Annotated in this window: 19 protein-coding genes; 9 read left to right on the plus strand and 10 right to left on the minus strand. The window is 50.5% G+C overall.

Features of this window, described 5'->3' with window-relative positions; genetic code table 11:
- Positions 1 to 36: 36 nt before the first annotated feature.
- Complete coding sequence (locus KG631_RS16680) at positions 37 to 831, plus strand: PEP-CTERM sorting domain-containing protein (protein WP_214000781.1); 795 nt, start codon at positions 37 to 39, stop codon at positions 829 to 831.
- A gap of 22 nt (positions 832 to 853) precedes the next feature.
- Here KG631_RS16680 and KG631_RS16685 read toward each other — a convergent pair whose 3' ends face one another.
- Together KG631_RS16685 and pelA are read right to left on the minus strand one after the other, a co-directional pair.
- Positions 854 to 3001, minus strand: coding sequence for a tetratricopeptide repeat protein (locus tag KG631_RS16685; protein ID WP_214000782.1), 2148 nt, complete (start codon positions 2999 to 3001; stop codon positions 854 to 856).
- A gap of 154 nt (positions 3002 to 3155) precedes the next feature.
- Complete coding sequence (pelA, locus tag KG631_RS16690) at positions 3156 to 4298, minus strand: pectate lyase (RefSeq protein ID WP_214000783.1); 1143 nt, start codon at positions 4296 to 4298, stop codon at positions 3156 to 3158.
- Positions 4299 to 4489: 191 nt separating this feature from the next.
- On the opposite strand from pelA, the gene KG631_RS16695 reads away from it, so the two are divergent.
- The 6 genes from KG631_RS16695 (at position 4490) to KG631_RS16720 (ending at position 12473) form a co-directional block, all read left to right on the plus strand.
- A complete protein-coding gene (locus KG631_RS16695; RefSeq protein ID WP_214000784.1) occupies positions 4490 to 5632 on the plus strand; it encodes an alpha/beta hydrolase family protein in 1143 nt (380 codons plus the stop codon).
- A 127-nt stretch (positions 5633 to 5759) separates the two neighbouring features.
- Positions 5760 to 8603, plus strand: a complete 2844-nt coding sequence (locus KG631_RS16700; protein WP_214000785.1) for a pitrilysin family protein — start codon at positions 5760 to 5762, stop codon at positions 8601 to 8603.
- 140 nt (positions 8604 to 8743) lie between these two features.
- Positions 8744 to 9829 carry an endonuclease/exonuclease/phosphatase family protein gene (locus KG631_RS16705; protein ID WP_214000786.1) on the plus strand — a complete coding sequence of 362 codons (1086 nt, stop codon included), beginning with the start codon at positions 8744 to 8746 and terminating at the stop codon, positions 9827 to 9829.
- 88 nt (positions 9830 to 9917) lie between these two features.
- On the plus strand, positions 9918 to 10970 hold the full coding sequence (locus KG631_RS16710) for an aldo/keto reductase (protein ID WP_214000787.1): 1053 nt from the start codon (positions 9918 to 9920) through the stop codon (positions 10968 to 10970).
- Positions 10971 to 11112: 142 nt separating this feature from the next.
- Entirely contained in the window at positions 11113 to 11928 is an 816-nt protein-coding gene (locus KG631_RS16715; RefSeq protein ID WP_214000788.1) for an HDOD domain-containing protein, read from the plus strand.
- 20 nt (positions 11929 to 11948) lie between these two features.
- A complete protein-coding gene (locus KG631_RS16720; protein WP_214000789.1) occupies positions 11949 to 12473 on the plus strand; it encodes a hypothetical protein in 525 nt (174 codons plus the stop codon).
- Positions 12474 to 12539: 66 nt separating this feature from the next.
- On the opposite strand, the gene KG631_RS16725 is transcribed toward KG631_RS16720, so the two are convergent.
- From KG631_RS16725 to KG631_RS16740, 4 genes are all read right to left on the minus strand, one after another.
- The gene (locus KG631_RS16725) at positions 12540 to 12941 is read right to left on the minus strand and encodes a hypothetical protein (protein ID WP_214000790.1); all 402 of its coding nucleotides are present in this window, start codon (positions 12939 to 12941) and stop codon (positions 12540 to 12542) included.
- 156 nt (positions 12942 to 13097) lie between these two features.
- Entirely contained in the window at positions 13098 to 13502 is a 405-nt protein-coding gene (locus KG631_RS16730; protein WP_214000791.1) for a hypothetical protein, read from the minus strand.
- Positions 13503 to 13961: 459 nt separating this feature from the next.
- The gene (locus KG631_RS16735; protein ID WP_214000792.1) at positions 13962 to 14399 is read right to left on the minus strand and encodes a DUF3429 family protein; all 438 of its coding nucleotides are present in this window, start codon (positions 14397 to 14399) and stop codon (positions 13962 to 13964) included.
- A 75-nt stretch (positions 14400 to 14474) separates the two neighbouring features.
- On the minus strand, positions 14475 to 15413 hold the full coding sequence (locus tag KG631_RS16740; RefSeq protein WP_214000793.1) for a sodium-dependent bicarbonate transport family permease: 939 nt from the start codon (positions 15411 to 15413) through the stop codon (positions 14475 to 14477).
- A 141-nt stretch (positions 15414 to 15554) separates the two neighbouring features.
- Here KG631_RS16740 and KG631_RS16745 point away from each other — a divergent pair, with 141 nt between their 5' ends.
- Positions 15555 to 16487, plus strand: a complete 933-nt coding sequence (locus tag KG631_RS16745; protein WP_214000794.1) for a LysR family transcriptional regulator — start codon at positions 15555 to 15557, stop codon at positions 16485 to 16487.
- Positions 16488 to 16511: 24 nt separating this feature from the next.
- Here KG631_RS16745 and KG631_RS16750 read toward each other — a convergent pair whose 3' ends face one another.
- The 3 genes from KG631_RS16750 to KG631_RS16760 all read right to left on the minus strand — a co-directional run bounded on the left by KG631_RS16750 (position 16512) and on the right by KG631_RS16760 (position 19135).
- The gene (locus KG631_RS16750; RefSeq protein ID WP_214000795.1) at positions 16512 to 16877 is read right to left on the minus strand and encodes a hypothetical protein; all 366 of its coding nucleotides are present in this window, start codon (positions 16875 to 16877) and stop codon (positions 16512 to 16514) included.
- On the minus strand, positions 16874 to 17218 hold the full coding sequence (locus KG631_RS16755) for a DUF393 domain-containing protein (protein ID WP_214000796.1): 345 nt from the start codon (positions 17216 to 17218) through the stop codon (positions 16874 to 16876). Before KG631_RS16755 ends, KG631_RS16750 begins: the two co-directional genes overlap by 4 nt.
- A 75-nt stretch (positions 17219 to 17293) precedes the next feature.
- On the minus strand, positions 17294 to 19135 hold the full coding sequence (locus KG631_RS16760; protein WP_214000797.1) for a M1 family metallopeptidase: 1842 nt from the start codon (positions 19133 to 19135) through the stop codon (positions 17294 to 17296).
- Between the two features lie 145 nt (positions 19136 to 19280).
- Between KG631_RS16760 and KG631_RS16765 the strand changes: the two genes are divergently transcribed.
- Complete coding sequence (locus KG631_RS16765; RefSeq protein ID WP_214000798.1) at positions 19281 to 20522, plus strand: DUF2254 domain-containing protein; 1242 nt, start codon at positions 19281 to 19283, stop codon at positions 20520 to 20522.
- A gap of 1 nt (position 20523) precedes the next feature.
- On the opposite strand, the gene KG631_RS16770 is transcribed toward KG631_RS16765, so the two are convergent.
- On the minus strand, positions 20524 to 21081 hold the full coding sequence (locus KG631_RS16770; protein ID WP_214000799.1) for a TetR/AcrR family transcriptional regulator: 558 nt from the start codon (positions 21079 to 21081) through the stop codon (positions 20524 to 20526).
- Between the last annotated feature and the right edge of the window lie 114 nt (positions 21082 to 21195).

A 21195-nucleotide genomic window follows, 5' to 3' on the forward strand; every position in this document is an offset into this window, starting at 1 on the left:
GCTGGCGCCGTCACTCTGTTTAATAAGGAGTTAAAGATGAAAAACGTTAAGGCGGTACTGTTATTTCTGACCCTGGCGTCTAGTCAGCTATTTTTCTTAGTGTATAGCGTAACAGCCGAAGCCGGTTTAGTACGAAACGCTGGCAAAGGCAGTATTTCGGTTAGTTTTCCAACCTGGGTAACCATGGTGCCGGAAACTGAGCTGGTGTCCGGTTTATTACGGGAAGAATACTATGCTGCCGGGGTGCCGCTTGCGATAAGAGGTCCCGGCGAGTACGATATTTCGGCGGTGCCGGAAGAAGACTGTATTGTTTATCTGGATGGTAATACGCCGTTTGAAGATGACCCCTGCTATTGGCAGTTTTATCAGGACGAAGCGTTAGATTTGTTTGGTTATACCCAAAGCTTTTTTGCCGAAGCACAGTCGCTGCTAAGCTGGACTATCAGTAACGGCGCCGACTCCTGGCTATTTAGCGGGGCTGATGTGGCAGTAGAGGAGGGGGCAGCTTTACAAGCCCGGCGCGAAATTTATATGAATGCGGCGATGCCGGCCGGTTTATTGCCGGGCGAGTATACGCTAAGGGCCAGCCTGGATATTACCGCGCCCGAAGGTTATGTGTTTTATAATATTGATACTCTGGTCAGCGGGCCGGCGTGTATTGACGAGCTGGGTGGTTGCTTTCGGCTTGGCACTGCTGTTGGAAACAGCCGGTTGGTAACCAGCGATCCGGAGCGCTTCGTGGTGCTGCCGCTGGCAGTGCCTGAACCTGCTACTTTGAGTTTATTTAGCTTGCTGTTATTAATGTTATATCGGCAGAGCCGCCGGGGTTAATTGTTGCAATTAACGCCAGCTGCTAGTTACTCGATTGGGTTTGCAATTGCGCCTTTGCTTTTGCCTGTTGCTGCTTAAGGTCTCGCTCAATTGTGCTGAATAACACTTTGGCTTCAGTGCTATCAGTTATTGGCGCCAGTATCGGGTCATGCTGGGTCCACCACTGGCGCCAGCCCTGGTTTACTGCCGCGCTAAGTTCGGTTAACGCGAGTTCTGGTTTATTTTGCAATGCCGCCAGCCGGGCATTCAGGTAACGGCGGTAAATATCCTGATAACCATTGGGACCAGCGGGTGGCAGGCTATCTTTGCACTGTTGTAGTAATTTGGTGGCGGCTTCAGCTTGCTGGCGCTGCTGATAAGCCCAGGCAATTTCTAAGGCCGGACTGCACATCGGCAAGCTCAGCAAGTCGGCAGCTGCAAAATACTGATGCGCTTGCAGCAGTAGCTCAATACCTTGTGCCTTGTCACCCACTAATAACTGATACCAGCCGGCTTCAAAAGCCACCCAGGGATCGTCCGGATTCGCTGCCAACTGAAAGGCCATTAATTTAAATAATTCTTCATACTGCTGACGCCGCAATAGTATTGTGGCCTGCCAGAAAGGATCGTCAGTTGCTTGCTCTGCTGTTTCTACTAAACCCAGTTCCAGTAAAAGACCAATAGCATTGTGCTGATAATTACTGTTATCCGGCGATAAGCGATAGGCCTGCTGCCAGTAATCCAGGCTGGCGGCCAGCTCGCCAATCTGGGTCAGTAAATCGGCCAGGCCGGCATAGCCCATAGGCGAGTCGGGAAAATCGGCGATTAGCTGTCGGTATTGCTGCTCCGCATTATCTATATCGCCACGTTCGGCCAGTTTAAACGCCAGATTATATTGGTGGGTAATGGCTATCGGGTCGAGTTTATGCGCCTGCTGTAGTGCTTGCCAGGCATCCTGGCTGCGGCCCAGTTGCTCCAGCGCCACAAATCGCCATAAATGGGCGCTGGCTAAACTGGGGTTAAGGTTTAGTGCTTTATTTAGCGCCGATAAAGACGCATCGTAATTATCTTGCAGATAAAACAGCAAAAAGCCGCGTACGGCGTGGGCTTCTGCCAGCTCCGGCGCCCGCACTAAGGCTTTAGCTAAATGTTGCTCGGCCAGGGTGGCGGCAATATCGGCTTTTAATACGCCAAAGCTGGCGCTGCCTTCGGCCAGTAAAATAATGGTGTCGGCCAGCGCAACATAGGCCATGGCATATTCCGGGTCGAGCGCCAGCGCCTGCTCGAATAGACGGCGGGCCTCTTTAATCGATTCGGTCGTTTGCAGCCGGTATTGCTCACGGCCACGCAAATACATTAAATAAGCGTCCGTATCGGCAGTATTGTTCAGGTTCGTCAGGCTGCCGGCTTCTATATAGCGCTGCTGCAGCAGGTTAGCTATAGCCCGGGCTATTTCGGTTTCTATGGCAAAGATATCGGTCAGTTCGCGGGAAAAGCTCTCGGACCACAGCGTCATGCCATCGGCGGCGTTGATCAGTTCCACCCGCAAGCGCAGCCGGTTGCCGCTGGTATGGACACTGCCGGTAAGCAAGGTGTCTACCTGTAAACGTCTGGCAATGTCTAACGGCAGCAGGTTTTGCCGGGCTAAACCAAAGCCGGCACTGGCTGAGGCCACTTGCAAGCCAGCAACCTGACCGAGCAAACCGGTCAGCTCTTCAGTTACCCCGGCGGCCAGATACTGCTGGTCGTTATCGGGGCTTTGATCCCGAAACGGCAGTACGGCAATAGAACTGGCTTTGACGCTGTTTACCAGGCCTTCGCTGCGTTTGGCAAAGTCGGTACGGGCACTATCAAAATAATGCAGACCCAGCATCAGCGAGCCAACTATCACGACGCTTAACCCCAGCCACCATTTTAGCCCCAGCGGTTTAGGGGTTTCGCTGTAGTCAACTGCAGTTACCTTAATGCCTTGCGGCGTAATATCAAAATACCAGGCCAGGTAAAACACTACCGGAAAGCAGGCAAACAGGAAAATCGTCAGGCTGGTAGCAACAAAGGGGCTTAAATTTAACAGCGGGGTAACCACGGCGATAATTTGTAATAGCAGCCAGATAACACCCAGAAAAGGAATAAGGGTTTGAATAACTTTGCGCCGGCGTAATTCTGATAAAAATCGCATTACAACTTTCACGCTTGTCTCCCTGACCCTGAAATGGCGGCACCGATCTGATCCGGCTAAATATATATAAATTAAATATAATTTAGCAGCTTAGCATTCTTTGGCTAAGCTTAGCAGGCAGGCGATATTTTAACCAAGTAAAGCGGGATAAAATTTACGTACTGAGTTACTGCTCAGTTTGCCATTGTAAATAGCGGCGAAGCGCTTGTTCCGGGGTAGCAGTATACCAGGCATAGCCCTGACGCCGCTCCAGCGATACCTGGTGCACGTCGTACACTACAATACCATCGCGGTCGGCAAACAGCGCTTTATTGCTGCCAATCTCGGCAAAGCGGGGCCAGATCCGATGGCTACCGGGCTTATTCAGCAATACCCGCTCCACCGGATGCCAGTAAACATTTTCCAGCTGGTTTTGCAAAAACCAGCTTATCGCCTGCTCTATAGCCCTAACGACGGCAGGCTCGGGGTTATTGATGCGCATTAGCAGGGTGGTAATAGCCGCACTTTCGGCACTGGCCAGCGCCACCATTTCATAGGCGCGGGCAGCGGCAGGCGCCAGCGTGCGATGCTGATACTGACCGGCCCAGATTGTGAAGCCCCCACCAGATTTAACCTGTAACTGAAGCAGCAGAGCAATGCCCCGGTCAAAGTGCTGCTGCGCCTGTTGTTGCAGCTGCTTACTGACAAAGCCGAAATCACCGGTTTGCCTGCTGACATCCAGTAGCAAGTTCAAAATGTCAGCGCTGACACCGTCATTCAGGGTGATGTGATCATGATAACCCCCGCGCAGGGGATAGGTTTGGGGCCAGCCACCATTAGGGTATTGTGCCGCAAATATAAGCTGTAAACCGCGGTAAAACGCTTCAGCATATTCTGAAATACCCGTTGCGGTGTAGGCTCGGGCTAATACTCTCAGCTGAGTGGTGGTTGCGCTGTTATCAAAGGTCGGTACGTAATTTGGCTCTACCCCGAAATGCTGACCCGCCTGGCGCGGTGTGCTCATATCGGTGCGTTTCGACCAGCCGCCCGACGGGGTTTGCAGGGTTAGTATACTATCGGCAACGGCCTTGCCTGCTGCGCTTTGATACCAGCTGGCAGGCGCAGTAATCTCAAAACCAAAACGGCGGGCTGCAGCTGGTAGCCGGGCATCGGTTAACTTCAGGGTTGCCAGCTCTGTGCTGATCATAGCCTGATCAGCGGCCAGCATTGTTGCAGATTGCTGGTAATAAGTTTGCCAGGCGTCGGTAGTTGTATTATCGACAGTAGCCAATAGTAAGAATGACAGCAGCAACGGGCTGAATAACGACATATGACACTCCACAGTTGAGTGGTTAAGCTAAGCGCTCAGTGTTTTTGCTTCAAGTTAATTCAACAATTCTCCGGTGGTTGCTTCAGATATGGAATTAATGGTGAGTTGTGGCTATATCTGTGCTTAAAGCTGGGATACTTTGTAGCTGCAAGCAACAGGGTCGATAGCTCTTACAGGATCAGAATAATATTATGCGCATAATCAAGGTATTTTCGGGCTTGTTTGCACTGTCGCTTAGCATGGTGACACAGGCCGGGTCGGTGATGAAAGACAGCCCGTTGCCGGATTTCTATCAGCAGTTACAGCAACAGCAACATTATCCGGCCAGCTGGGCTGCGGGTAATTTTGCCACGCCAGCGCAGTGGCGGACGAACGGCCGCGAGCTGTTGCGACAGAGTCTGCTCTGGCCGGCAGAGTCGGTCGACTTTGCGCCAGTACTGGAAAAAGCCGAGCTGCGCCAGGGGTATCAGGCAGAGTTATGGTCGGTGCAACTTACCACATATAGCAGGGTAAAGCTGTTACTGCTGCGTCCGGCGCAAAGCGGCCCGTTGCCCGCGGTGTTGCTGCTGCATGACCACGGCGCCCGCTTTGATATTGGCAAAGAAAAGATGATCCGGCCCTTTGCTGATAACCCAAAACTTGCCAGCGCCGCGCAGTGGAGTGAACGCTATTTTTCCGGCAACTTTGTCGGTGATGAGCTGGCAAAACAGGGGTACTTAGTGGTAGCTGCTGATACCCTGGGTTGGAGTGATCGCGGGCCTCTTGAGTTTGAGCAGCAGCAGGCGCTGGCCAGTAACTTTTTCTTGTTGGGTCGCTCGCTGGCTGGCATGGCGGCATATGAAGATCTGCAACTGGTGCGCTTTATCAGACAATTACCTGCCGTTGACAAGACACAGGTGGCGGCACTGGGTTTTTCGATGGGAGCGTTCCGGGCCTGGCAGCTGGCGGCATTAACGGACGATATAAAAGCTGCAGTGGCGGTAGCCTGGTTGAATAGGTATCAGCACCTGCTGGTGCCGGGTAACAATATCTTAAGTGGCCAGTCGGCCTTCTATATGTTGCATCCTGGTCTGGCGGGCCACTTGGATATTCCTGATGTGGCCAGTCTGGCAGCGCCAAAAGCGATGCTGTTTATTAATGGCGGTAAAGACCCACTGATGCCCGCTGCCGGAGTTGCCGACGCTTATCAGCGTATGGCAACAGTATGGCAGGCCTATCATGCCCCAGCGGCGCTTAGTACAAAAATGTGGCCGCAACTTGGCCACGAATTTAATGCCCAGCAGCAGCAACAGGCTTATAGCTGGTTGGCGCAGCAACTTCAGACCGCAAAATAATGTCACTGACCGCAAATTGTCATTAAAGTGTTTCAAAATATTACCAAGCTGATGACTCCGGGAGCTTTAACACTTAACATGAGCTTGTAAATAAAATGACAACAAGAAAAAATCTGGAGAATCTGCTTTGAAATTATCTAAAATAATGTTGGCGATGGGGCTGGTAGCTGGTATCAGTGCCTGTAGCCAACAACCCTCTGCACCGCAACTGCCACAAGGCGTAAAGTTAATAACCGAACACACCCAGCAAAAAAATGGGGTATCGGTTCCTTATAAAAAATATCAGCTGGATAACGGTCTGACAGTAATTGTCCACGAAGATCATTCTGATCCGCTGGTGCATGTCGATGTGACCTATCATGTTGGCTCTGCGCGTGAGGAGCTGGGTAAATCAGGATTTGCCCACTTTTTCGAACATATGATGTTTCAGGGCTCAGAAAACGTCGGTGATGAAGAGCATTTCCGGATTGTTACTGAAGCCGGCGGTACCCTAAATGGCACCACCAATTCTGACCGGACCAATTACTTTCAAACGGTACCCTCGAATCAGCTGGAAAAAATGCTGTGGTTAGAAGCGGACCGGATGGGCTTTTTGCTTGATGCGGTAACGGAAGAAAAGTTTGAAGTACAACGCGAAACGGTGAAAAACGAACGTGGCCAGCGGGTGGACAACCGGCCTTATGGCCGTTTAGGTGAGCGGGTATCACAAGCCTTGTATCCGGTCGGCCACCCTTACTCCTGGCCGGTTATCGGCTATATGGACGATTTAAACCGGGCCAACGTAAATGATGTAAAAGCGTTCTTTTTGCGCTGGTACGGCCCGAATAATGCTACTGTGACCATAGGTGGTGCGGTAACGGCCAATGAAGTACTGCCGCTGGTAGAACAGTATTTCGGTTCTATTCCACGGGGGCCGGAAGTCACCGCGGCGCCAAAACAGCCGGTATCACTGGATAGCGACCGTTATATTTCAATGGAAGATAATGTTCATTTACCGCTGATTTATATGTCTTACCCAACGGTTTATCTGCGCCATGAAGATGAAGCCGCGCTCGATGTGCTGGCCGAAATTCTCGGTGGTGGCAAAAACTCTATTTTCTATAAAAACCTGGTAAAAACCCAGATAGCCGTGCAGGCCAATGTTAATCATCCTTGTGCGGAACTGGCATGTACCTTTAATTTATTAGCGCTGCCACACCCGGCATCCGGCAAAAACCTGGCTGATATTGAAGCGCTGATTAAGGAAAGCCTGGCTGAGTTTGAGCAACGCGGGGTTAATGACGATGACTTGCTTAAAGTGAAAGCGCAAATGGAGGCCAATACCATTTACGGCCTGCAAAGTGTGTCTGGCAAAGTAAGCCAACTGGCAATAAATGAAACCCTGACCGGTAACCCGGATAACCTGCAGAACGATTTAAACCGGGTTAATAAGGTAACCAAAGAAGACGTGATGCGGGTTTACAATACTTACCTGAAAGGTAAAGGCTCAGTGGTGATGTCGGTCGTGCCGCGCGGCAAACTGGATTTAATTGCCGCAGCCGATAATTTCAGCCCGGAAGTGCTGGATTTTGGTGGGCCTTCAACCACCAGCGCCGACGATTTACAGGTGCGTCGTGCCGTTGATGACTTTGACCGTAGCGTTGAGCCGCAAGCCGGTGTTAACCCCGCTGTAACCGTGCCTGCCTACTGGCAAAGCAGCCTGGACAATGGCATTAAGGTATTAGGCGCAGCCAGCGATGAAACGCCAACTACAGCCATGCTGTTAAAGCTCAATAGTGGCCTGTATTACGAAAGCCCGGATAAAACCGGCTTAAGCAGTATGCTAACGGCGATGCTGAATGAAGATACCACTAACTTTACCGGTGAACAAATTGCCCTGGAACTGGAAAAGCTGGGCAGTTATATCAGTATCAGTGCCACCGATGAGCACATTCAGCTGTATGTATTAAGCCTGAGCAAAAATCTGGATAAGACCATTGATTTACTGATGGAGAAGATGTTGCGACCAGCCTTTAATGAAGATGATTTTAATCGTCTGAAGCAGCAACGGTTGCAGGGTATTCAGCAATCAGAGAAAAATGCCGGTTATCTGGCCAGCAATGCGTTTCGCAAATTAATGTATGGCGACAGTATTTTAGGGCAGCCAGGGGGCGGTACCTTAGCCAGTGTGACTAATCTGAGCCTGGAAGATGTTAAAGGGTATTATCAAAGCCACTTTAAGCCAGATGGCGGCCAGTTAATCGTGGTGTCTGATTTAGCCAAAACTGAGCTGCAACAGGCCATTACGCCGCTGACTCAGTTTACCGGTAAAGCCCCGGCGGTGAATGTGCAGGTCCCTGCAGACAGCAGCCGTGGCTCGGTAATTTATCTGGTGCATAAAGATGACTCGCCGCAGTCTGAGATCCGGATTGGTAAACGCAGTCTGACCGAAGACATTACCGGCGAGTACTTCAAAACCGGCCTGGCTAATTTTACCATTGGTGGTAACTTTAATAGCCGGATCAACCTGAACCTGCGGGAAGACAAAGGTTATACCTACGGTGCCCGTACCGGTTTCAATGCTGACGGTTATACCGGGGTGTTTATTGCTTCTGCTGCAGTACGGGCTGATGCGACTGCGGCGTCGGTAAAAGAGTTTATTGACGAGCTTAACCGCTTCAGTAGCGATGGCGTGACCGACCCGGAGCTGGCGTTTATGCGCCGGGCGCTGAATCAGCGTGACGCGTTAAAATATGAAACGCCAAATGCCAAGTTGGGCTTTTTAGCACAGATCCTACAGCATGACCTGGCTCCTACCTTTGTTGATGAGCGCAATGCAATTATTGCCAACATCAGTAAACAGGAGATAAACCAACTGGCGCAACAACACTTTGATCCAAAAGATATGGTGATAGTGGTGGTGGGTGATTCAGCAGTACTGCGACCAGAACTGGAAGCTCTGGGTTATCCGGTAGAAGATTTATCGTTATAAGATAATTGTCTGAGCAAAACGCCACCTTCGGGTGGCGTTTTTGTTAGGTTTTTTTATTCTGATTAGCACCGGGGTATTACTGGTAATTTACCGGCTAAGCCCCTACAGTGGCAAAGTATTAGTTACAGAGGAAAAAATTAATGATAAGCGGACTATGGCTGGCCAGCCTGCTGCTAGCAACATTAACATTATTGCCATTATGGCGGTTTGAAGCCTGGTGGGTGCGAGGTTTGGACTTTCCCCGGCTGCAACTGGCTGTGCTGGCATTAATTATTATGGTTGTACAGCTGCTGCTGATAGATTTCAGCCAGACTGAGCAGTGGACCATGCTACTGATTAGCGGCGGTTGTCTGATTTTCCAGTTGTGGTGGATAGTGCCTTACACCCCATTGTTTCGTAAAGAAGTAATGGCCACCGCGGCTGACAGTGACAGCCCATGCATTGCCATTCTAAATGCCAATGTGCTGGCCCCCAACCGCAATGCCCAGGCGTTAATTAATTTAGTCCGGCAGCATCAGCCAGACATTCTGGTAACGCTGGAATCCGACAGCTGGTGGCAGCAACAGCTTGACCAGCTAAGCAGCGACTATCCTTACAGTGTTAAATGTCCGTTGGATAATTTATACGGTATGCATGTGTATTCGCGGTTGCCACTGCATAATCCGTCGTTACAATTTTTAGTGGAGGAGGGCGTGCCCTCTGTGCATGCTGAAGTTGAATTAAGCGATGGTAGCCGGATTGCCGTGCATTTCTTGCATCCGGCGCCGCCCAGCCCCACTGAAAATGCCAGTTCAGAGGAGCGCGATGCTGAATTGCTGGTGGTGGCAGCCAGTATCAAACAGATTAAAACGCCGGTTATTGTCGCTGGCGATTTAAATGACGTTGCCTGGTCTGAAACAACCCGTTTGTTCAGAAAAGTCAGCGGCTTGCTTGATCCAAGGATCGGTCGGGGCATGTATAACAGCTTCCATGCTGATTACCCGTTTATGCGTTGGCCGCTGGACCATTTGTTTCATAGTAGTCATTTTACCCTGCGCCAGATCCAGCGTTTACCATCAATCGGCTCAGATCATTTTCCGATGCTGATCCGGTTGTGTTACACCGGTCAGCAACTGCCGCAGGATGGGATCAGCCCGGATCAGGATGATAAAGAACTGGCTCAGGAAAAAATGGCAGCGCAGGCAGTGGTTCCTGAGCAAGTACACCGGCCGGAAGCACTTCCTTAACCGCGCTTGTTGCAACGTAACTTTGTTCAGACAGCAGGTTTTGCTGGTGCTGATAACGGAAAGCTGAAGACTTAACAACGGATTACTTATGCAATATTCAATACTTGGCAGCAGCAATGTTGAGGTGTCGCGGGTTTGTCTGGGAACCATGACCTGGGGTACCCAGAACACCCAGCAAGATGCCGATGAACAGCTGGCGTATGCCCTGGCGCAGGGCGTTAATTTTATCGATACCGCTGAGATGTATTCGGTGCCGCCAACCGCTGAGTCTTACGGGGCGACTGAACGGATTATCGGCAACTGGCTAAGCCGCAACCGCAGTAAACGTGAGCAAATTGTTCTGGCCAGCAAAATGGCAGGCAGTGGTTTGTCGTACATTCGTGGTGGCGGTATTATGACGCCAGCCACTTTGCAGCAGGCAGTAGATGACTCTTTACAACGATTACAAACTGACTATCTGGATTTGTATCAGTTGCACTGGCCGAATCGGGTATCACCGCATTTTGGCAGGCATGCTGTTGGGCATATTGGTTTCTCCGAGGTCAACGCGGCTGAGCAGACTGAGCAAATGCTAGGTTTGCTGCAGGCGCTGCAAAACTGTGTCAACGCTGGCAAAATCCGCTTTTGCGGTTTATCCAACGAGACACCCTGGGGCATCAGTCAGTACCTGAAACTCAGTGCTGAACACAACTTACCGAAAATGGTGTCAATCCAGAATGAATTCAGCCTGTTACATAGCAAAGACTGGCCATATCTGATTGAACAGTGCCTGCATGAAAATATTGCTTATTTACCCTGGTCACCACTGGCTGGCGGCGCGTTAAGCGGCAAATACCTGAACGGCGCCCGGCCAGTAGGTAGCCGCTGGAGTATGCTGCAGCGTCACGGCCTGTTTCGTGACACGCCTCAGTCTGCACAGGCTATTGCAGCTTTTACTGAACTGGCGGCAGGTTATCAGCTAAACCCTGCGGCACTGGCGTTAGCCTGGGTAGACCAGGTTGAGGGTGTTACCTCTACTATTATCGGTGCCACCAGCATGGCGCAGTTAGCGCAGAATATTGCCGCTTTTAGTTTAACGCTTGATCAGGCTTTACGTGACGATATCAGGCAATATCTGCGGCAATACCCTATGCCGTTTTAAACAGGCTAACCGGCACGCTCAGCTTTTACCATTGCGTAATCATTTGAAGCCAGGCGTATCGGGGTCTTGTGAACTTGCAGCCAAGCCATTAAGCTCATTGTCCAGCGCAGTGTTATCGGTTAAGCAAGAGGACTACATCGCCATGAGGCAGATGATCGAGCAAGCAACTAATCTACCCAGTATTCCGCAAGTGGTGCAAAGGCTTATTGCCAGTATCGGTGATGACGATGTTACCACCGACAAACTGGCCAATATTATAACCAGTGATCAGGCAATAACCGCAAAAGTTTTACGCCTGGCCAATTCGGCGCGTTTTGGCCGCCAGCGTCAGGTGGGCTCAGTAAAAGATGCGTTGGTGGTATTGGGACGTGACGCGTTGCGCACTCTGGTGTTGTCGATTGGTTTAGTGTCCAGCTTTAAAGCCCCTGCCACCTTTGACTTAAACGCCTACTGGCGCCGTTCATTTATGCTGGCCAATCGGGCAAAATGGCTGGCTAAATTAAATAAAGCCGATCCGGAAATTGCTTATACTTGTGGTTTATTGCATGGCATCGGTGAATACCTGATCCATATTGTTGAACCAGAGTTGGCGAAAACCATCGACCAGCAGGTTGAGGGTGGGGCGCCGCGGCGCAAAACCCAGCTGGAATTGTTCGGGTTCGATTACACCATGGCCGGCAGTGAACTGGCAAAATACTGGAAATTTCCGGACGAAATTGCTGACGCCATTTTGTGGCAGCAACAACCGGCGGGCAGTGGGGCTTTATTGCCTTACGCAACCTTATTATTTCTGGCCCGCTATATGATTGTGTACCGCGAGCAGGTTAGCGCTGGAAACTTTGATGAGTTGCCGGTGAGGTTAATTCATGCTGCTCATATGGATTTGGACGAAACTTATCGCAGAATGCAGGACTTCACCGAAGATGATGCCGATATCATCGCATTGCTGCAGCAATAGACAAAATAACGGAGGGGCATATGAACACAGTAAAATACGCTTTAGCGCTATTAGCTTTAGGGTTGGTAATGATAGGCGCCAATGCTTATGCTCAGCTGCAGGCAGCTATTACTGTTGATTTTAAGCAGCCTGCGGCAAACCTGATAACCGGTGGCCCGCCTTCGCAGGCGCAATTACTGATGTTAAAAGAGGCGGGTGTGACTAAAGTCATTAATCTGCTTGGGCCTGATGAAACAATGGCGTTCGATGAAAAGGCTGAAGTTGAAGCCCTTGGGCTTAAATATAATGCGCTGCCAATTTCAGGGCCAACCGACATAACAGTCGACAACGCTAAAGCGCTCTATCAACTATTACAGGGCAGTGACAAGGTGTTTGTACACTGTGCGTCGGGAAACAGAGTTGGTGCCTTATTGGCGATAGGTGCGCATGAGGTTGAAGGGAAATCCGTTGTTGAGTCCCTGGCGTTTGGCCAGGCTGCTGGCTTAGGCTCGCTGGAGCAGAAAGTGCAGGAAGTACTAAGCGGACAAAATGGTGGGCGAAATTAGATAAAGCCGACCACACACGCGAGCAACGTGTTGCGAGTCGGCGAAGGTGCGTTGTGCTGGCGTTTGTTATGCCTGACTCGGACCATCTTGATATTTAGATTTTTCAATGATCAAAGGGACTTGTGATGCGAACCACTCTTTTTCTTTGGCTCCAAATGTCGTTTTACGTCCATTTAACCTGTAGTGATAAACGATAGAACCTTGGTGTTGTTTTATCGTGAGCTGATGCTTGCCGATATTATCTGCAACAACTAACTCGATCTGAGCATTTTCGGGTAAAAATAATAGTTCTGTTTCTTCTGCGTTAAAACGAATTTCTTCTTTTATAACACGAGAAGGGGCAGTGATATGTAAATAGAAGTTTTCTTCATCTACAGTATGGCGATGTCCTGGCCAAGTAATACATGCCGAAAGAGTAAGGCTTAGGCAAGCTAAAATAACTAGTCGAAATTTAAGAAATACTGACATTTGCTTTCCCTGTTTCACTGTTGTTGTTCCTGAGAGTGCCGATAATCTTTCAGCCGGCATAACGCGAAGCGCACGGGCGACAAAAACGCGCCTGCGGGTTTGGCGTCCCAGCGGCAGTAGGCCGCGAGTGGCGCGTATTGTTAGCTCGTTTGTTAGTTAATCCCACCAAAGTAAAGCCTTGTTATTTCTTACATCTTCTTCTGGGTTAAAGACCATCCCTTGACGCGACGCTTCTCCTTTAAATACATTAAATAAGGCATCTATTTCAGTTTGCGATTTTGGTAGTGTGACCAATAATGCATCAGCGTATGGACCACCTTCTTCTTCAATTCTTTTTTTGTCCGAGTAAATTGCATCTCTTGGGATTTCAACCTTAACTGCGCCAAGCGCATAAAGCGACTCTACGAATTTCGTAGCATCTTCAGTACCGGAAAATCTATTGCCAGCCAAAGCATACGGATTTTTGTTTTTAGCAAGCCACTCACGAGCTTCAGGCGGATGGGGATACAATAAGTAAATGGCCAAAGCAACAGAGAGACAAATTAGCAAAATCTTCAACAATTGGAATCACCTCTTAAGAGCTAACATTTATTCTGCGGAAAGATCCGTATTTAGACTCGGAATTTTCCGCCTTTGTAAATATGATGTGGCTGACATTACATCTTAACCGGATTATTTACAATGATTTATGGGTACATACAATTTTAATAATCGAGACAACTACGGAAACTTCGGTCTAACGCTGAGTGCGGGCTTGCCGCGCGATAACTAGCTTGAGCAATAGAGGATAGAACTTCTGAGAGAGCGTTGTATATGGCATGTTGAGATAACGGCAGCAACACCCGCCTTGGCTCGCCACAGCAACTCTCTCGCTTTCGCTCGCTCAGACACTCTGTGTCGACCAAAACGGGGTTCCAGCCGTTCTCTTTTAGGTATCGACTTAGCGAATCGAGGATAGAACCTCTTATGAAGGCGCTGACGAATGAGAAAGAGCGTTCTATCCGGCATGTTTATAGCTATTTAGCTCACAGATAGGGTAAGCAGTACACACATCACCAAATGACTGACAGTGACTACCAACGTTAAAGCATTGCGCAGGTTTTGATAGGATTTGCTGTAATGTTGATTAATGCCCGAACTGAATTCTGTTATCCGTAGCAGGACAAATAGCAAGGCCTGCAGCAGTAAGAAGTAGCCAGGGGTAAGTGCCAGGCCGATAATACTGACTACCGGAAAGCTTACCGCTAAGAGCGCCATTTTATTGCCAGCTGCAACGGTGTCGGGCCGGTAAAGCACTGGCCACAGCACACCTGCCATAAAGCCTAAAATCAGTGAACTATATAACTGGTACAGCAGCAGTAACGGCGTGCTGCCAACCTGCCACTGCATATGATAAGCCAGTGGCAGTAAGGCAAAAGGCAGCAAGCCGGCGTAGCCCAGGGTGTTGATCAGTTTCATGGTTTGTCCTTCGCTTTTTCGCTTGTACGGCCAAACAGCTGCTGCTGATCAGGTTACGCTGGCCTTCGTTGTTAGCTATACCCCCAGCAAGGCATTAATCCAGCTTAAATACAGTGGCAAGCCAATTAATACATTTAGCGGAAAGGTGACACCAAGCGCGGCCAATAAAGCCAGACCGATATCCGCTTCGGGTATCGCCGCCCGGATGGCGGCTGGTGCCGCTATGTAGGAGGCGCTTGCCATTAAGCCTGCCAGTACCAGAATGCTGCCACTGCTTAACCCCAGCAGTAAACCCAGGCCAATACCAAACCAGGCCAGGACAAAGGGGGTAATTAAAGCAAACAGCATCAACCGCCACTGTTTTATTGGTAGCGGTGAGCATACTTTGGCCGTACACAGGCCCATTTCCAGTAAAAACAGTGCCAGCAGGGTACTGAAGCCGCCCATTAATACCGGGGTAATACCCGATAAACCGTCACTGCCATAGATCCAGCCAATCAGCAAACCACCACCCAACAACAGCACTCCTCGGCTGGTCAGTGCTTCATGTAATATGGCCAGCGAGCCGGTTTTACCGCCGTTAACATAACGATATAACCAGAGCATAGTGACAATGGCGGGCAGTTCCAGCAGTACCAGATATAAAGTGGTTTGTGGTTCCATTGGTAAATTATGCTGCAGCGCCAGCGCCATCACGACTGCAAAGGTACCGGCACTGACCGAGCCATAATGGGCGGCCACGCTGGCAGCATTGGCGCTGCTTAGTTTTACCAGCCGGCGCAGCAACGGATACAACACAAGCGGCAGCGCTACCCCTGTTGCGGCTATCAGGCCAAGCTCGGGTAAAATTGGCATCAGCGGTACACCGTGCAGTGCCATACCGCCCTTTAAGCCCAGGGTCAGCATCAGTAAAATAGACAGGGTTTCATAAATAGGCAGCGGAACTTTTAAATCCGATTTGACTAAGCCGGCCAGCAGGCCGAGGGCAAAAAACGCAATGACAACATCAGGCATAGCAGGGCTCCGGTAACTAATCCCGCGCAGTGTGCCGAAAAAATGCCATACTGCATAATTAATAATATAGGTTTGTTATATAGATATTTATCTATGGGGTGGTATGCTGCGCCCCATTAACAGTGATCAGAAGGCGGCATTATGGATGTAAGGCAACTGAGTTTTCGCTTATTACAGGTGTATATCCGGGTGGTGCAGCTTGGCAGTATATCAGCGGCAGCACGGGCGCTGCATTTAACCCAGCCGACGGTATCGTTGCAATTAAAAAAACTGGCAGAAGTAGTAAATGAGCCGTTACTGCAGCACAGTAACCGCGCTGACAGCGGCAAAGGCCTGACGCCTACAGCGGCCGGCCAGGCGCTGTATCAGGCCGCTTGTGATGTGTTAAGCCGTTTTGACGATTTAAACAGTGAGTTAAGCGAACTGCATAGTGGCCGGCGCGGCAGTCTGAGCATTGCGGTAGTGAATACGGCCCAGTATTTAATGCCACGAATACTGGGACCCTTCGACCGCCAGTATCCGCAACTGGAAGTCACCCTGCATATTGGCAACCGGGCGCAGATTTTAAACCGGTTCAGCCAGCAACTGGACGATATTTACCTGTTCAGCCATCCGCCAAGTGGCGAGCATGTTAGTGCCAGACCGATAGTGAAGAACCCGTTGCAACTGATTGCCCCGCTGGATCACTGGGCGGCTGGCAAGCAGCTTACGTTTAGTCAGCTGAAACAGGAGCGTTTTATCCTGCGTGAACCCGGCAGCGCGACCCGGATGATGTTTGAAGCCTGGCTCAGCAGCCAGGGCATTGAGCTTAGCCACAGTATGCAGATTGAAAGTAACGAGGCTATCCGGCTTAGCGTGGCAGCCGGGCTGGGACTGTCGGTTATTTCCGGCCATACCTTACTGGAAGGGCGGGAAAAACTGGCAGTACTTAACGTTGCCGACTTTCCACTGCACAGTCACTGGTATCTGGTACGCAACGCCGATAAGCGTTTATCCTATGCTACACAATCGCTGATTAGTTTTATTGACAGCCACCTGGCAGAGTGTATTGAAGCTGAATGGCTACCGGATTGAGTGTTTACCCAAAAACGATACAAATTAAGCGGAGGGTACAGTGTCAGAGCTGGCGTGTAACAGTTCCAGGCGCTCCTGCTCGGTTAATATACCGGTAAGAATGGTCCGGCGGCGTAGTTTTCGCATCCGCTCGCCGTCGTCCAGCAGTTCCCGCCGGAACAGTTCTGGCTGGTCAATACAATCAAGAATACTGTGCCAGTGAATATAGCCGCTGTGTCGCAGCTGGCCGGCCTGATAACGTTGCTCTAGTCGCTGGTAAATAGCTGGCAAGTGGCCGGGTTCGGCTAGTAACTTAGCAACCATCGCCTGATGCAGCAGTAAAATGTGTTTATCGGCAGCATCGAGTTGTTTACTGACAGGGCGGTTGCGCCCGGAGCGACGGGGTCTCACAAGGCGCAATTGCCATCAGAGCAGTTTGCCCGGCTGCGCGCCCACAGCCTGTAAGCTTTACCGGCCAGCCAGTAACAGGGGGCGAATCGTAGAAACGCCACCAGTTTGCGATAACCCGCCAGCTGCCAGTAATGCAGGCTGGCATCAATACCGATAATAAAATGATCCTGATCCCACAAATGGATTTGTTGCATCATTGCGCCTTTGCTGACCCCGGCAAAGCCGTTAAAGCCAGCTGCGCTGATATCGACCAGTTGCAGATGTGGGGTAAGTTTAGGTGCCAGGGCGCTGATTTCGCGCTGGCACAGCTTACAGCTGCCATCATAAAACAATTTTTTCATCATCTGTTTTAGTTAAAAAGCGTTATGGCACCTGTTACGGTGCCAGCTGGTTTTAGATCAATGTTTAGATCAATGTTACTTTTCCAGCAGCTCGTCGACGCTGCCCTGAGCCAGCGGGTGATAACCGGGGCGGGCTTTCTGGTAAACCGCCCGGGCAAAAGTCAGTCCTTCCGGCGTTGTCGCCAGTTGTTTATACAGCGGAATAATCAGTTTGCGCCGGCCAATGCTGACTAAGTATTGCTCCAGTTGCGGCATCACTTGCTGATAACCGGTTTTAAGCGCCAGTAAATACCAGGCATGGGCAATTTCGCTGTTGCTGGAGGTGGTCAGGCTGAAGCTGTTGTCGAGTGCTGCCATTTGTTCAGTACTGATACTCAGCGGCAGGTTATTGATAAAATACAGCCACTCGTGCACGGTCCAGCTGGCGGTCGGCAGGCTGCTCAGTTCAGTATTACCGGCCAGCCAGTTGCTGGCATGTTGCTCTACCTGATTAAACGCATCAGATTGTGGCGCAGGCGTGCTTGCTGGTAAACCGGGCTGGTAAATCCAGCTTTTGGCTTGCTCAAGCGATACCACGCCCGGGTGCTGTTGCAGCAGGTTGTTATCTAAGTAGTTAACAAAAGTTTCGGTATCAATGCTTTTAAAGGCGAAATCAGCAAAGTACTGCCGCACGAACCGGTCGAATTTATCGCGGCCGAATTGTTGCTCCAGATACATTAAAAACAGCTGGCCTTTAGTGTAGGGCACACCACTGAACGCATCGTCCGGATCGCGGCCCTGCAGGTCAATATGCAGGATGCTGTCATTGGCACTTAATACTTTAAGTTCGTCCTGCAGCGCCTGCACCGATAATGACTGCTCCATGACTGCGCGATCTTTACCAAATACCTGCTCCATAATCCGGTTTTCAACATAGGAGGTAAAGCCCTCATTTAACCAAAGATCACGCCAGGTAGCGTTGGTTACCAGATTGCCTGACCAGGAATGGGCCAGCTCGTGGGCGATAAGATTCACCAGGCTGCCGTCACCGGCCACCACGGTCGGGGTAATAAAGCTCAGCACCGGGTTTTCCATGCCGCCAAACGGGAAGCTGGGCGGCAGAATCAGTAAATCGTAACGGCCCCAACGGTATTCGCCATACAGCTGTTCGGTAGCGTCAATCATGGCCTGGGTGCTGGCAAACTCTTCGGCCGAGGCGTCAAGGATATAAGGCTCAGCATAAACGCCGGTTTGCTCGCTCATTGCTTTAAACTGCAAATCACCGGCGGCGATGGCAATTAAATATGCCGGTATCGGTTGCGGCATATAAAACTGATAGTCGCCATCACGGGCGGTGGCCGGATCGTTCGGGGCGCTCATTACCACCAGTACGTTGTCCGGGCTGTGAATGCGGGCGCTGTAGCTCATGCGTACGGCAGGCGTATCCTGGATCGGGATCCAGCTGCGGCCGTGAATGGCCTGATTCTGACTGAACATAAAGGGGGTGGTTTTGCCGGCAGTTTGCTCGGGGCTTAACCACTGCAGTCCTGACGCTTCGGGTGCTGAGTTGTAATGAATACGCAGTTTTTGTGGCTGAAACGCCGGGCTGATCGTCAGTTTGCTGCCCAGTACCGGATCGCGCTGCGCCAGTTGAAAAGCGGCCTTGTGCCAGTTGCCTGCGCTATCTTTGGCGTAAATACGGTCTATGTCTAAATCGCGCGTGTCCAGATGAATATTTTTTTCACCGTCAGTAAGCCAGTTTAGTTGCAAATCAGCAAAGCCGGTTAAGGTTTTCTGCTCGAAGTTAACCGTTAAGTCCAGATGCAGGTGGGTAACGGTTACCTGTTGATAATTGGCGTAAGTGTAGCTATCGCTGGCACTGTTAGCGGCCAGGCTGCATAGCAGCAGACTAAAGAGTAGTACAAAACGGCTGAGCATAATTTGTCCTTAAACGGGGTGTAGTTGGCCAGTGTAATACTAAAGATGCGCCAGGCAAAGTTCATCCTGGCGGGGGGCCTGACTTGTAACCTGCTGAGGCTTTCGCTATGTTGAAAGCCATGTCGGCAAGCGAAAGGACTGCAATATGTTATCTAAATGGGGCTGGCAACTGCTGCAGTTAAGCCGCAAGCTGTGGGTGCGTACATCACTTATCACCTTACTGGCACTGATCACACCTGGCCTGGCGGTACTGCTAAAAGACGTTATTCCTGACAGCCTGGGAGGCGCTATTGGCAGCGATGCTGCCGAAAAAATCCTGACCATACTGGCAACCAGTATGCTGACGGTAACCACCTTCTCACTCAGTGTGATGGTCGCCGCGTTTAACGCCGCCTCTACCGGCGTATCGCCGCGGGCAACCCGCTTGTTAATGGACGATAGTACTACCCAGAACGCATTAGCCACTTTTATTGGTTCTTTTTTGTATAGCATTGTTGGCATTGTATTGTTAAGTGCTGATGTATATGGCGAAAGTGGCCGGGTAGTATTGTTTTTTATGACTATCGGCGTGATTTTACTGATCGTGGTGACGATCTTAATCTGGATAGAGCACTTGTCGGGCCTGGGCCGGGTAGGTGAAACTGCCAACCGGGTGGAAGATGAGGCCTATCGTGCCGTAAAGCGCTGCGAGCATCACCCCTGGCTGGATGCTAATCAGTTGAACGATTTGGCCGATATTCCAAACGATGCAAAGGCCGTGTGCACCAGCGAGATAGGCTATATCCAACATATTGATATTAAAGCGCTGGATGAATGGGCGGAACAGCACAAATGTAAGTTATATATCAGCAGCCTGCCGGGGGCTTTTGTTCATAAAGACCGGCCATTAGTGTGGCTGGAAGGTAGCAATACTCAGCCAGACAAGCAGCTACTGGCCGCATTTTCTATCAGCGACTATCGCAGCTATGATCAGGACCCTCGGTTTGGCATGATGGTACTTGCCGAAATTGCCTCTAAAGCTTTATCGCCGGGGATTAATGACCCGGGCACGGCGATTGAAATTATTGGCCGTGGGGTCAGAGTACTGAGCAACTGGCCACCGGAAAATTGTCAGAGCGAGGTAAAATATTCACGGGTGTGGGCACCGGAAGTGAAACTGGATGATCTGTTTGATGACTTTTTTACGTCAATTGCCCGCGATGGCGCGGCCAACATTGAAGTGCAGATAAGGTTACAAAAAGCTTTTCTGGCCCTGGCCGGGTATGGCGCGGCATTTAAACGTTGTGCCAGAGCGCACGCCGCTGCGGCATTGGCCCGGGCGGAGCTGGCAATCAGCTATCAACCGGATATTGATTTGCTGCAGCAGCTGAATAAACAATTAACTTAAGTTAGCGGCAAAGCCCCAGGTGGTTAAAGGTAGTAATGGCAGCTTTTAGCCGCTTCAGGCTGCGGGTTTGCTCTGGCGAGCTGTCGTAAAGCCAGCCGATAAATACCGTGGTAAACAGCGCGCTTAGCGCCAGCTCCTGGGCAATCCGTTTGCCGCCATTGGCCTGCAGACCGGCCAGTTCACGCAACCACTGCACGGTACGGCTTATCCGCAGCAATGCCGCCGCCTGTAAATGAACATGACCCGGCTCCAGCTTGTAATATAGCATTTGCCGGGTAAGTTGCTGGTAAGGCGCTAACGCATTTAACCAGCTGCGAATGGCCAGCTCAAGCTTCTCCGCCGCATCGCTGGCGCCTGACAACTCAGTGTTAAGCATCGCCTGGTCAGCCCGGTCAAACCAGGCATCCGCCAATTCATCTTTTTGTTTAACGACTTTTGCCAGCTCAGCCACACTAATATTTAAACTATTGGCCAGCGTAGTTAGCTGTAACCCTTCCCAGCCGGTATGCTCGGCCAGTAGTAAAGCCTGGTCAACCAGCGATTGTTTATTCACAGGCATTACTATTTGCCTCACTGATTAATTAAATCACTGTTTAAGTATAGTTGCCTGCTCGGCGCGATGTTAAAAGATGGCTTGTTATTGCAAAAGGCTTTGGGTATGTTGACGACATTG

Origin of the sequence: Arsukibacterium sp. (assembly GCF_018402695.1) — a bacterium.
In the GTDB taxonomy this organism is placed as follows: domain Bacteria; phylum Pseudomonadota; class Gammaproteobacteria; order Enterobacterales; family Alteromonadaceae; genus Alishewanella.

What these genes read in the sequence shown, in the direction of transcription:
- KG631_RS16720 (WP_214000789.1), top strand. Translation starts at nt 11,949, where the DNA reads ATGAACACAGTAAAATACGCTTTAGCGCTATTAGCTTTAGGGTTGGTA.
- KG631_RS16705 (WP_214000786.1), top strand. Translation starts at nt 8,744, where the DNA reads ATGATAAGCGGACTATGGCTGGCCAGCCTGCTGCTAGCAACATTAACA.
- KG631_RS16680 (WP_214000781.1), top strand. Translation starts at nt 37, where the DNA reads ATGAAAAACGTTAAGGCGGTACTGTTATTTCTGACCCTGGCGTCTAGT.
- KG631_RS16745 (WP_214000794.1), top strand. Translation starts at nt 15,555, where the DNA reads ATGGATGTAAGGCAACTGAGTTTTCGCTTATTACAGGTGTATATCCGG.
- KG631_RS16710 (WP_214000787.1), top strand. Translation starts at nt 9,918, where the DNA reads ATGCAATATTCAATACTTGGCAGCAGCAATGTTGAGGTGTCGCGGGTT.
- pelA (WP_214000783.1), bottom strand. Translation starts at nt 4,298, where the DNA reads ATGTCGTTATTCAGCCCGTTGCTGCTGTCATTCTTACTATTGGCTACT.
- KG631_RS16735 (WP_214000792.1), bottom strand. Translation starts at nt 14,399, where the DNA reads ATGAAACTGATCAACACCCTGGGCTACGCCGGCTTGCTGCCTTTTGCC.
- KG631_RS16755 (WP_214000796.1), bottom strand. Translation starts at nt 17,218, where the DNA reads ATGAAAAAATTGTTTTATGATGGCAGCTGTAAGCTGTGCCAGCGCGAA.
- KG631_RS16740 (WP_214000793.1), bottom strand. Translation starts at nt 15,413, where the DNA reads ATGCCTGATGTTGTCATTGCGTTTTTTGCCCTCGGCCTGCTGGCCGGC.
- KG631_RS16695 (WP_214000784.1), top strand. Translation starts at nt 4,490, where the DNA reads ATGCGCATAATCAAGGTATTTTCGGGCTTGTTTGCACTGTCGCTTAGC.
- KG631_RS16760 (WP_214000797.1), bottom strand. Translation starts at nt 19,135, where the DNA reads ATGCTCAGCCGTTTTGTACTACTCTTTAGTCTGCTGCTATGCAGCCTG.
- KG631_RS16725 (WP_214000790.1), bottom strand. Translation starts at nt 12,941, where the DNA reads ATGTCAGTATTTCTTAAATTTCGACTAGTTATTTTAGCTTGCCTAAGC.
- KG631_RS16770 (WP_214000799.1), bottom strand. Translation starts at nt 21,081, where the DNA reads ATGCCTGTGAATAAACAATCGCTGGTTGACCAGGCTTTACTACTGGCC.
- KG631_RS16765 (WP_214000798.1), top strand. Translation starts at nt 19,281, where the DNA reads ATGTTATCTAAATGGGGCTGGCAACTGCTGCAGTTAAGCCGCAAGCTG.
- KG631_RS16715 (WP_214000788.1), top strand. Translation starts at nt 11,113, where the DNA reads ATGAGGCAGATGATCGAGCAAGCAACTAATCTACCCAGTATTCCGCAA.